This is a genomic window from Pseudomonas agarici (genome assembly GCF_001543125.1).
Lineage (GTDB): Bacteria > Pseudomonadota > Gammaproteobacteria > Pseudomonadales > Pseudomonadaceae > Aquipseudomonas > Aquipseudomonas agarici.
Map to the genome: position 1 here is coordinate 2,895,807 of NZ_CP014135.1, position 11,604 is coordinate 2,907,410.

An 11,604-nucleotide genomic window follows, 5' to 3' on the forward strand; every position below is an offset into this window, starting at 1 on the left:
GCCCGGCTCTCGCAGTCTCTCCCTGAAGCGGCCCAAACAGACCCATGGAAAATGTTCAATTGACAGCGGGCCTCATCGTATTTACGTTAACGTAAAGGTAAATCATCACGCATACCCTTGCCTTGCTCATCCCATAACAAAAGGTGCCCCATGAGCTATCCGACCCTGAACTTCGACCTCGGCGAAACCCTCGACATGCTCCGCGACCAGGTGCAGGGCTTCGTTGCCCGGGAGCTGGCGCCACGGGCGGCGCAAATCGACGTGGACAACCTGTTCCCCGCCGACATGTGGCGCAAGCTCGGCGACATGGGTCTGCTGGGCATCACTGTGCCGGAAGAATATGGCGGCGCCGGCCTCGGTTACCTGGCCCATGTGCTGGCGATGGAAGAAATCAGTCGCGGCTCTGCCTCGGTGGCCCTCTCCTACGGTGCGCACTCCAATCTCTGCGTCAACCAGATCAACCGCAACGGCAATCACCAGCAGAAAAACCGTTACCTGCCCAAGCTGATCAGTGGCGAACATATCGGCGCCCTGGCCATGAGCGAACCCAACGCCGGCTCCGACGTGGTCTCGATGAAGTTACGCGCCGACAAACGCGGCGATCACTATGTGCTCAACGGCAGCAAGACCTGGATCACCAACGGCCCCGACGCCCACACCTACGTGATCTACGCCAAGACCGACCTGGAGAAAGGCGCGCACGGCATCACCGCATTTATCGTCGAACGCGACTGGAAAGGCTTCAGCCGAGGCCACAAATTCGACAAACTCGGCATGCGTGGCTCCAACACCGGCGAGCTGTTCTTCGATGATGTCCAGGTGCCGGAAGAAAATATCCTTGGCACCCTCAACGGCGGCGTCAAGGTGTTGATGAGCGGCCTCGACTACGAGCGCGTGGTGCTCTCCGGTGGCCCGACCGGAATTATGCAGGCCTGCCTGGACCTGGTGGTGCCCTATATCCACGACCGCAAGCAGTTCGGCCAGAGTATCGGCGAGTTCCAACTGATCCAGGGCAAGATCGCCGACATGTACACCCAGCTCAACGCCAGCCGTGCCTATCTGTACGCCGTGGCCCGCGCCTGCGAGCGCGGCGAGACCACGCGCAAGGACGCCGCCGGGGTGATTCTCTACAGCGCCGAACGGGCGACCCAGATGGCCCTAGAGGCGATCCAGATCCTCGGCGGTAACGGCTACGTCAACGAATTTCCCGCCGGACGCCTGTTGCGCGACGCCAAGCTGTATGAAATCGGCGCCGGCACCAGCGAGATCCGCCGCATGTTGATTGGCCGCGAATTGTTCAACGAAACCCGCTGAGGGGCGCGCACATGGCAATTCTGCACACGCAACTCAATCTGCGCTCGGCGGAGTTTGCCGACAACCGCGCAGCGATGCTCGAACAGGTCATGGCCCTGCGCTCGCTGCTGGTCCAAGTCCAGCAAGGCGGCGGGCCAAAGGCCCAGGAGCGGCACACCTCGCGGGGCAAGCTGTTGCCGCGCGAACGAATCAACCGCCTGCTCGATCCGGGCTCGCCGTTCCTGGAAATCAGCCAGTTGGCGGCGTATGAGGTCTACGGCGAAGACGTTCCGGCTGCCGGACTGATTGCCGGCATCGGTCGCGTCGAAGGGGTCGAATGCATGATCGTCGCCAACGACGCGACGGTCAAAGGCGGCTCCTACTACCCGTTGACCGTGAAAAAACACTTGCGTGCACAGGCCATCGCCCAGCAAAACCGCCTGCCGTGCATCTACCTGGTGGACTCCGGCGGCGCCAACCTGCCGCGCCAGGACGAGGTGTTCCCGGACCGCGAGCACTTCGGGAGGATTTTCTTCAATCAGGCCAACATGAGCGCCATGGGCATCCCGCAGATCGCCGTGGTCATGGGCTCCTGCACCGCTGGCGGTGCCTACGTGCCGGCGATGGCCGATGAAGCGATTATGGTCCGCCGGCAGGCAACCATCTTCCTCGCTGGCCCGCCTCTGGTAAAAGCCGCCACCGGCGAAGTGGTGAGCGCCGAAGACCTCGGCGGCGCCGATGTGCACTGCCGGATTTCCGGGGTCGCCGACCATTACGCAGACAGCGATGAACACGCCCTGGCCCTGGCTCGACGCAGTGTCGCCAACCTCAACTGGCGCAAGCTCGGCCAGTTACAACAACGCACACCGATTGCTCCGCTCCACGCTGCCGAGCAATTGTATGGAGTGATTCCGGCCGATGCCAAGCAGCCCTTCGACGTGCGAGAAGTGATCGCCCGGCTGGTGGACGGCTCGGTCTTCGATGAGTTCAAAGCGCTGTTCGGCACCACCCTGGTCTGCGGTTTTGCCCACTTGCACGGTTATCCCCTGGCGATCCTGGCGAACAATGGCATTCTCTTCGCCGAAGCCGCGCAGAAAGGCGCGCACTTTATCGAGCTGGCCTGCCAACGCGGCATCCCGCTGCTGTTCCTGCAGAACATCACCGGCTTCATGGTCGGTCAGAAATACGAGGCCGGCGGCATCGCCAAGCACGGCGCCAAGCTGGTGGCCGCCGTAGCCTGTGCCAGGGTGCCGAAATTCACCGTGATCATCGGTGGCAGCTTCGGTGCCGGCAACTACGGCATGTGTGGCCGCGCCTACGATCCGCGCTTCCTGTGGATGTGGCCCAACGCGAGGATTGGCGTAATGGGCGCCGAACAGGCGGCGGGCGTACTGGTGCAGGTCAAGCGCGAACAGAGCGAGCGCGCCGGCCAAGGGTTTTCAGCCGAGCAGGAGGCCCAGATCAAGCAACCGATCCTCGACCAGTACGAGCATCAGGGCCATCCGTACTATTCCAGCGCACGGCTGTGGGACGACGGGGTGATCGATCCGGCACAGACCCGCGAGGTCCTTGGCCTGGCGCTCTCGGCCTCGCTCAATGCGCCGAGCGAACCGAGCCGTTTCGGCGTGTTTCGGATGTGACCGCGATGAGCCGGCCAATGCCTACAAAAAGCTGCACAGGACTCGACACTATGACCGATTTCAACACCCTGGAACTACAGACCGACCCACGCGGCTTCGCCACCCTCTGGCTCAGCCGTGAAGACAAGCACAACGCCTTCAACGCCGAAATGATCCGCGAATTGATCCTCGCCCTGGACAAGGTCCAGGCCAACCCGTCCCTGCGCTTTCTGGTACTGCGTGCCCGCGGTCGACACTTCAGCGCCGGCGCCGATCTGGGCTGGATGCAGCAATCGGCCGAACTGGACTACCGGACCAACCTCGACGACGCCCGCGAACTGGCCGAACTGATGTACAACCTGGCCCGCCTGAAAGTCCCGACCCTGGCCGTGGTGCAAGGTGCAGCCTACGGCGGCGCACTGGGGCTGATCAGTTGTTGCGATATGGCCATCGGCGCCGACGATGCCCAATTCTGCCTGTCGGAGGTGCGCATCGGCCTGGCCCCGGCGGTGATCAGTCCGTTCGTGGTCCAGGCCATCGGCGAGCGCGCCGCCCGCCGCTACGCCCTGACCGCCGAACGCTTCAGCGGCCTGCGTGCCCGTGAACTGGGACTGTTGGCCGAAAGCTACCCGGCGACCGAACTGGATCGCCAGGTCGAGGCATGGGTCGACAATCTGCTGCTCAACAGTCCCCAGGCGATGCGTGGAACCAAGGAACTGTTGCGCGAAGTTGGCAGTGGCGTGCTCAGCCCATCCCTGCGGCGCTACTGCGAAAACGCCATTGCCCGTATCCGGGTCAGCCCCGAAGGCCAGGAGGGCCTGCGCGCCTTCCTGCAAAAACGCCCACCGGGCTGGCAAGCCGAACTGACTGCCAAGGAGCCCCGTTGATGAGCGCCCCCGCTATCACCGCCCTTCTGGTCGCCAACCGCGGCGAAATCGCCTGCCGGGTCATGCGTACCGCCAAGGCCATGGGTCTGACCACCGTCGCCGTACACAGCAGCGTCGACCGTGATGCCCGTCACTGCCGCGAAGCCGATATCCGCGTCGACCTGGGCGGCAACAAGGCCGCCGAGAGTTATCTGCAGATCGACAAATTGATCGCCGCCGCCCGAGCCAGCGGTGCGCAGGCGATTCACCCCGGCTATGGTTTTCTCTCGGAAAACCCCAAGTTCGCCAGGGCTATCGAAGATGCCGGGCTGATCTTCCTCGGCCCGCCCGCCGCCGCCATCGAGGCCATGGGCAGCAAGTCCGCGGCCAAGGCGCTGATGGCCAGCGCTGGCGTGCCATTGGTGCCCGGTTATCACGGCGAGGACCAGGACCTGGATACCTTCCGCGAGGCGGCCGAGCTGATCGGCTATCCGGTCCTGCTCAAGGCCACCGCGGGTGGTGGCGGCAAGGGCATGAAGGTGGTCGAGGACGTCAGCCAACTGGCCGAAGCCCTGGCCTCGGCGCAGCGCGAGGCGCAGTCGTCGTTCGGCGATTCGCGGATGCTGGTGGAAAAATACCTGCTCAAGCCTCGTCATGTGGAAATCCAGGTGTTCGCCGATCAACATGGCCACTGCCTGTACCTCAACGAGCGCGACTGCTCGATTCAGCGCCGTCACCAGAAAGTCGTCGAGGAGGCCCCGGCACCAGGCCTGAGCCCGCCACTGCGCGAAGCCATGGGCGAAGCGGCGGTACGCGCGGCCAAGGCTATCGGCTATGTCGGAGCCGGTACCGTGGAGTTCCTGCTGGATTCACGCGGCGAATTCTTTTTCATGGAGATGAACACCCGCCTGCAGGTCGAGCACCCGGTTACGGAAGCCATCACCGGTCTCGACCTGGTGGCCTGGCAGATCCGCGTCGCCAACGGCGAAGCCCTGCCAATGAGCCAGGAACAGGTGCCGCTGCACGGGCATGCCATTGAGGTGCGCCTGTATGCCGAGGATCCGAGCAATGATTTTCTCCCCGCCACCGGACGCCTCGAGGTCTACCGCGAATCCGGCGCCGGGCCGGGACGCCGAATCGACAGCGGCGTGGCCGAAGGCGACAGGGTGTCGTCCTTCTATGACCCGATGCTCGGCAAGCTGATCGCCTGGGGCGAAACCCGCGAACAGGCGCGCCTGCGCTTGCTGGCGATGCTCGACGAATTCGCCGTCGGCGGCCTGAAGACCAACCTCGCTTTCCTGCGGCGGATCATCGGCCATGCGGCTTTCGCCGCCGCGGAACTGGATACCGGCTTTATCCCCCGCTATCAGGAACAACTGCTGCCGGCTGCCGACGAACTCTGCGATGAGTTCTGGCAGGTGGCGGCCCTGGCATGGTCCCACAGTCAGGCTACGGCGACACGCACGGATGATCCGGGCTCACCCTGGGCCAGTGGCAACGGCTTTCGCAGCGGGCTGCCAGCCGAAACCACGCTGCACCTGAGCTGCCAGGGCGAAGACCGGGCCCTGACACTGGATCCGGGCCGGGACGCAGGGGTCGCGTTGCACGGCGAGTCACTGTCCATCGACCGCCAGGGTATTCGCCGCCGCTACCGGGCGATCCGCCAAGGCGACAGCCTCTACCTGCAATGGCAAGGCGAACTGTTGGCGATCGGCAGCCATGACCCGATTGCCGCCGTGGAGGCCAGCCATGGCCATCAGGACGGACTGACGGCGCCCATGAACGGCAGCATCGTCCGGGTACTGGTACAAGTCGGCCAGAGTGTCGAGGCCGGAACCCAACTGGTGGTGCTCGAAGCCATGAAGATGGAACACAGCATTCGTGCGCCCCAGGCGGGTGTGGTCAAGGCGCTGTATTGCCAGGAAGGCGAGATGGTCAGCGAAGGCAGTGCCTTGGTGGAACTGGATTAACCCGATGTCGCCGGCAGGTTGGGGCTCATGAAATCCGTAGCCTTGCTCAAAGTCCGACTGGGAGCAAGGCTTGCCCGCAAAGCGTTTGGATCCTGAAGGCCGTCCCTGTCGCGGGTCAGCCTTCAGAACTTGGTGGTGGCCTGTACGACCACACCGATAATGCTGTAGTCGTCGGTAAACAGAATCTTCGGATAGGTTGGGTTCAGCGGCTTCAGGTAGCGCTGGCCCCCCTCCTCCACCCATTGGCGAAAAAACGCCTCCTCACTGCCCCGTAGACGCGCAATCACCAGCTTGCCGGGCTCGGCATCGAGATCGGGGTCCACCAGAATCAGCATGCCCTCGGGGACGCTGGTGCCCATCGGCGCGGTCATCGCATCTCCCGCCACCTTCAGCCAGAACGCGGCTCCCGAGGCGTAATGATCGGTCACTTCATAGTGCGTCTTACCGTAGCTCTGGGCTTTCGTCTCCCGCGCCGGCATCACCGAATGCCAATCGCTGACCGGGTAGCGAAACGCCGAGGTGATGTCATAGGCCTGTCCATCCCGCTGCGAAGGCTCCTGCACCGCCACCGAACAGTCACGGATCACCAGCACGACCTCCAGATGCCCGAGCCCCAGCGCCCGAAGAACCTTGTTCATGCTGTCGAGATCCGGCTGGCGCCGTTTGTTCAGCCAATGACCGACACCGCCTTGGGATACCCCAACGCGTTCTCCGAGTTTCTCTTGCGTGAGGTCTAGCTCGCGCAGCTTGGCTCTCACCAAGGCAATCCATTTATCCATGAGCGGAACAATACGGGCTGTATTCCGCCGTTCAATACACAAGCTGTATTATATATTACAAACATAAAAATACAGTTAGTACTAATCTTGTGATGCTGATGCGACTTCTTCCTCAAAGGCAGGTTTTCCATGACTTCCACACCCAAGCACATGACCGATATCCACACCATGCCCCCCTGTAATTCACTCAAGGGGAGGCATGCGGCCCAACGCGCACTCGATTATTATTTGAAACCCGCCGTTTCAGGCGCCCTCTCCGACGAGACTGCCTGCTGGCCCGACACCGACAGGCTGTTCGCCGTGCGCGAGAACCTCAGCGTCGAGGAAGCGATGGTCCACGCCTCGGACCTGCTACGGTGTGCCGCCGCCACGGCGTATGAAGCAGCCGATGCCCTGCAGGGTTCATCCCGCGACCTGGCCTTTTCCGTGGTGTACATGGTCGACATGGCCAAGGCCATGGTCGATCGCGCCCTCAGCGCGGAATGTCCAGGAATGTGAAGGGCACTAACGTACCGCCAGTACCAGGCAGCTCACGAAAAAACTGGAGTCTGAAGAGGATTGGAAAAATAATTTCCAAAAGGGACAGGAAAACATTTGACTTGCAAATGATAATGATTATTATTGCAAGCAGCTGGTCGGAAGATCAGTCGATAACCCGGAGACCTTAGGTCGGACTCCTGGATTATCTCCTCATCAGGCTAATCACGGTTTTTGACCCGGCTTTTTGCCGGGTCTTTTTTTCACCCGTTTACGGGCTTCGCTTCAGGCTAATGAAGACTTTGGCGCTGCCATCTTGATGGGGCAGTCGCGATGGCGCGCATGATAGCAAAGGAATATCCATGAGCGAAAGTCCGCAGGTCGAGACAACTGAGCGGAAAAACCGTGGAAGTATTTGAGAATCAATAGCACAAACACAGGCTGGCACACCCTCGGGGCGACGCCTTCTTCGCCGCTCCGGGCTTTCCCCGGCTCGGCCAACCACCGCCAGCCGTGTACAGTAGCAACCACAAAAACAGCATATTCAGGTACACAGACTATGACCGTGGTTCTGCCCTCACTCAAAATCAGCAGCGACTTCGACAGCGGCAATATTCAGGTACTGGATGCCAGCAACCCGTGGCACCTGCTGCTGGCCATCGAGCCAGACACCCGCAGTCATCACTTCCAATGGTTCCATTTCAAGGTCGAAGGCCTGCAACCGGGACGGACCTATACTTTTGAACTGAGCAATGCCAGCCAGTCCTCGTACAGCAAGGCCTGGACCGGTTATCGCGCCGCCGCCTCCCACGATCATCGCGACTGGTTTCGCACCGATACGCGCTTCGACGGCGAAAGCCTGCATATCCAATTCCGGGCCGAGCAACCCCAGGCTTGGTTCGCCTATTTCGAACCCTACAGCCGCAAGCGTCATGACTGGCTGATCAAACAGGCCCTGAGCCATGCCGGCACCGAACTGCTGGCCACCGGCAAAAGCGTCGAGGGTCGGGATATCCAGCTACTGAGAACGGGCAATGGCGCGCAGGGTCGACGCAAGGTTTGGATCATCGCCCAGCAACATCCGGGCGAGCATATGGCCGAGTGGTTCATGGAGGGTGTGATCAAGCGCCTGCAGGAGCGGCACGATCCGCGCCTGAAAGCGCTGCTGGCCGCCGCCGATCTGTACCTGGTGCCCAACATGAACCCTGACGGCGCGTTCCATGGTCATCTGCGGACCAATGCCATGGGGCAGGACCTGAACCGCGCCTGGCAGAATGCCAGCCAGGAAATTAGCCCTGAAGTGTTCTTTGTCCAGCAGCAGATGGCTCGCTACGGGGTCGACCTGTTCCTCGATATCCATGGCGATGAGGAAATCCCCTATGTGTTCACCGTCGGTTGCGAAGGCAATCCAGGCTATAGCACCCGTATCGCCGATCTGGAGCAGCATTTTCGCGGTCACCTGAAAGCCCTGACCCGAGACTTCCAGACCACCCACGGCTACGTCCGAAACCTGCCCGGTGCAGCCAATATGACCCTGGCGTGCAACAGCGTCGGCCAACAGTACGATTGCCTGTCACTGACCCTGGAAATGCCCTTCAAGGACAACAACGACGCACCAGACGCTCGCACCGGCTGGTCCGGCGAGCGCTGCGCGAAACTGGCCCGGGATGTCTTGAGCAGTATCGCGGATATCGTCACTCGCCTGCGCTGAAAGCGCCTACCGGACCGGGTCACCGAGCGGCGAGTCAATCTGCGCCCGCAGCCGCGCAATCAGCCAGGAAGCCGCTGGCCCCGGTGGCGTGTCGGTGCGGTAGATCGCATCGAGGCCGTAGGGCTCGTCGCGCATATCCGGCAGGTCCAGACGCACCAGGCGCCCGCTGGCCAGGTCCTCGGCAACCATCGGCGCGGGCATGTTGCCCCAGCCCACACCCTCGCGCAGTAGCATCAGCTTCGATCCCAGGTCTGCCAGGCGCCAGGTGCGGGTCCCCAACACACTGAATTCCTGGTTGCGCGTCAGGGTCGAACGGTCCGACAACACCAATTGCACATGTTCGCGCACGGCGCCTGGCAGGTTCAGTGCCTGCGCCAGCGGGTGCTCGGGCGACGCCACCGAAACCAGCTCGACATTCCCCACTCCGACCCGCTCCAGCCCGGCCAGGCCGTGACTGGAAACGCCACTGACACCGACGATGGCGCGTCTCTCCAGCACCAGTTGCGCCACCGCTCCCAACGCCTCCATGTGCAGGTGCAGAAGTACCGTGGGAAATTCGCGGCGAAACCCTTTGAGCACATCCACCAGGCGCGCCGCTGGCAACATCACATCGACCACCAGGTGGATTTCGCCCTCCAACCCCTGCAACAGGCCCTTGACCTTTGCCCGCAGGCCATCTACACCGTTATAAATGGTCCGGGCCTCAGCCAGCACCGTGCGACCGGCATCGGTCAGTTGTGGCTTGCGGGTGGTGATGCGGTCGAACAACTGCACCCCCAGTTGGTGCTCCAGATTGGCGATGGTGTAGCTGATCACCGAGGTGGCGCGGCTGAGTTTGCGCGCAGCCCCAGCGAAACTGCCGGTTTCGACGACGGTCAGCAGCACTCGCAGTTGATCGAGAGTGGGAGTTCCCGGATTGAGGTTCATGACAGGGTCTCGGCGATCGCATGGATAGGTTAAACGTTCTAAAAAATCGAACCTGACACTCGAAATTATTCGACTATTACGGACGTTACGCTAATGGCAGACTGTTCACCAGTTCGACGCGCCATCGGGGTCGCGCCGCTTTTTTGAAGGTATTGACCATGTCCCAAAGCACAACCAACCATAGCGCCCTCAACTCGACATCCGACAGTACTTCGGCATCTGCCGCTGTTGCTCTCGCCGGACGGATTCTGATCAGCGCTATTTTCCTGATTTCCGGTTTTTCCAAGGTGACCAACCCCAGCGCCATACTCGGCTATATCGGTTCGGCCGGCCTGCCGTTTCCGCAACTGGCGCTGATCGTGGCAATCGTCGTCGAAATCGGCGGCAGCCTGCTGCTGATTCTCGGCTACCGGACCCGTCTGGTGGCCCTGGTGATGGCTGTCTTCACTGTAGCGGCCGCCCTGGCCTTCCACAATCACCTGGCGGACCAGAACCAGTTCACCCACTTCTTCAAGAACATCGCAATGGCCGGTGGCCTGTTGCAAGTGCTGGCCTTCGGTGCCGGTCGCCTCAGCCTGGACGCCCGTCGCCGCGGCTGATTCCACAGCAAGGCGCTCCTTCGCGAGACCTTGGCCTCGCCGTGTAAGACATGATGTGCAAGGATGGAGCGTTGCACGCAGTTGTCTGCCCGATTGCCAAGGATTTTTCATGACTGCCTTCCCTTCCCATGCCCCGACCAAACCGGGGCGCATGGAACAGATGTCGACACGTATTGCCTTCTTTATCGCCGGCTTCGGCGTCGCCGCCTGGGCACCGCTGGTGCCTTTTGCCAAGACCCGCACCGGGATCGATGCAGGCACCCTCGGTCTGCTGCTGTTGTGCCTGGGCGTCGGTTCGATCATCGCCATGCCGGTAGCCGGTGCCCTGGCTTCGCGTTTCGGCTGTCGGCGGGTGCTGATCGTCGGCACCTCGCTGATCTGTATCGCCTTGCCGCTGCTGGCCACTGTCAGTACCCCTTCGTTGCTGATAATCAGTCTGTTCCTGTTCGGCGCCGGACTCGGCTCGGTGGACTCCACGGTCAATCTGCAAGCGGTGATCGTCGAGCGAGCCAGCGGCCAGACCATGATGTCGGGCTTCCATGGCTTGTTCAGTCTTGGCGGCATTGCCGGCGCCGCGGGGGTCAGCGCTCTGCTCGGTCTCGGCCTGTCGCCATTGGTGGCGACAGGCGTGGTGGTCGTGCTCCTGATCCTGGCCCTGCTCAAGGCCGCCCCACACCTGCTGCCCCATGGCGGCGAAAGCTCCGGTCCGGCCTTTGCCGTGCCGCATGGCGTGGTGCTGTTTATCGGTCTGCTGTGTTTTGTGGTGTTTCTCGCCGAAGGTGCGATGCTCGACTGGAGCGCGGTGTTTCTCAGTGCCGAACACCAAGTGCCGGATGCCTATGCAGGCCTCGGCTATGCCGCCTTTGCCCTGACCATGACCCTCGGCCGCCTGACCGGTGATGCCATCGTCCGGCGCCTGGGCGGGAGGCAGGTGATTGTCATCGGCGCTATCACCGCCGCGACTGGCCTGCTGCTGTCTACCTTGGCACCGGCCTGGGAAGTGGCATTGCTCGGCTACGCCCTGGTGGGTGCGGGCTGTTCGAATATCGTGCCAGTACTGTACACCGCCACGGGCAAACAGCAGGTCATGCCACAAAACATCGCCATACCGGCGATTACTACCCTGGGTTATGCGGGGATTTTGCTGGGGCCGGCGGCGATTGGTTTTATCGCTCATGCCAGCAGCTTGAGCGTGGCGTTCCTGCTGATCGCGCTGATGCTGCTAGGCACGGCGATCGGCGGAAAAATTTTGCGGGTCTGAGTTAATGCCGTGTTTGCAGGCGTCGGCTTGTCGGCGATCCAGGCACTGCGAAATGATCGCGCACCGCCTCGATACAATCGCTGCGGTGCGGCGTTCCGCCAA

At 62.0% G+C, this 11,604-nt stretch carries 10 protein-coding genes; 8 read left to right on the plus strand and 2 right to left on the minus strand.

Going from position 1 to position 11,604, the window contains the following annotated elements:
* The first annotated feature begins 150 nt into the window (after window positions 1-150).
* The 4 genes from AWM79_RS12740 to AWM79_RS12755 are packed head-to-tail and all read left to right on the plus strand — an operon-like array spanning window position 151 to window position 5,748.
* The gene (locus AWM79_RS12740; RefSeq protein ID WP_060783007.1) at window positions 151-1,314 is read left to right on the plus strand and encodes an isovaleryl-CoA dehydrogenase; all 1,164 of its coding nucleotides are present in this window, start codon (window positions 151-153) and stop codon (window positions 1,312-1,314) included.
* 11 nt (window positions 1,315-1,325) lie between these two features.
* Window positions 1,326-2,933, plus strand: coding sequence for a carboxyl transferase domain-containing protein (locus tag AWM79_RS12745; RefSeq protein ID WP_060783008.1), 1,608 nt, complete (start codon window positions 1,326-1,328; stop codon window positions 2,931-2,933).
* A 50-nt stretch (window positions 2,934-2,983) separates the two neighbouring features.
* A complete protein-coding gene (locus AWM79_RS12750) occupies window positions 2,984-3,799 on the plus strand; it encodes a gamma-carboxygeranoyl-CoA hydratase (RefSeq protein WP_017132065.1) in 816 nt (271 codons plus the stop codon).
* Window positions 3,799-5,748, plus strand: a complete 1,950-nt coding sequence (locus AWM79_RS12755; protein WP_017132066.1) for an acetyl/propionyl/methylcrotonyl-CoA carboxylase subunit alpha — start codon at window positions 3,799-3,801, stop codon at window positions 5,746-5,748. Before AWM79_RS12750 ends, AWM79_RS12755 begins: the two co-directional genes overlap by 1 nt.
* A gap of 122 nt (window positions 5,749-5,870) precedes the next feature.
* On the opposite strand, the gene AWM79_RS12760 is transcribed toward AWM79_RS12755, so the two are convergent.
* A complete protein-coding gene (locus AWM79_RS12760; protein ID WP_026013188.1) occupies window positions 5,871-6,527 on the minus strand; it encodes a LexA family protein in 657 nt (218 codons plus the stop codon).
* A gap of 129 nt (window positions 6,528-6,656) precedes the next feature.
* Between AWM79_RS12760 and AWM79_RS12765 the strand changes: the two genes are divergently transcribed.
* Complete coding sequence (locus AWM79_RS12765; RefSeq protein WP_017132067.1) at window positions 6,657-7,025, plus strand: DUF6124 family protein; 369 nt, start codon at window positions 6,657-6,659, stop codon at window positions 7,023-7,025.
* Between the two features lie 538 nt (window positions 7,026-7,563).
* Complete coding sequence (locus AWM79_RS12770) at window positions 7,564-8,715, plus strand: M14 family metallopeptidase (protein WP_060783009.1); 1,152 nt, start codon at window positions 7,564-7,566, stop codon at window positions 8,713-8,715.
* 6 nt (window positions 8,716-8,721) lie between these two features.
* Here AWM79_RS12770 and AWM79_RS12775 read toward each other — a convergent pair whose 3' ends face one another.
* Window positions 8,722-9,642: a LysR family transcriptional regulator gene (locus tag AWM79_RS12775; protein WP_060783010.1), complete on the minus strand. Its 921-nt coding sequence runs from the start codon at window positions 9,640-9,642 to the stop codon at window positions 8,722-8,724.
* A gap of 158 nt (window positions 9,643-9,800) precedes the next feature.
* On the opposite strand from AWM79_RS12775, the gene AWM79_RS12780 reads away from it, so the two are divergent.
* Together AWM79_RS12780 and AWM79_RS12785 are read left to right on the plus strand one after the other, a co-directional pair.
* On the plus strand, window positions 9,801-10,241 hold the full coding sequence (locus AWM79_RS12780) for a DoxX family protein (protein WP_017132070.1): 441 nt from the start codon (window positions 9,801-9,803) through the stop codon (window positions 10,239-10,241).
* 109 nt (window positions 10,242-10,350) lie between these two features.
* Window positions 10,351-11,502, plus strand: coding sequence for an MFS transporter (locus AWM79_RS12785; protein ID WP_017132071.1), 1,152 nt, complete (start codon window positions 10,351-10,353; stop codon window positions 11,500-11,502).
* The last annotated feature ends 102 nt before the right edge of the window (window positions 11,503-11,604 follow it).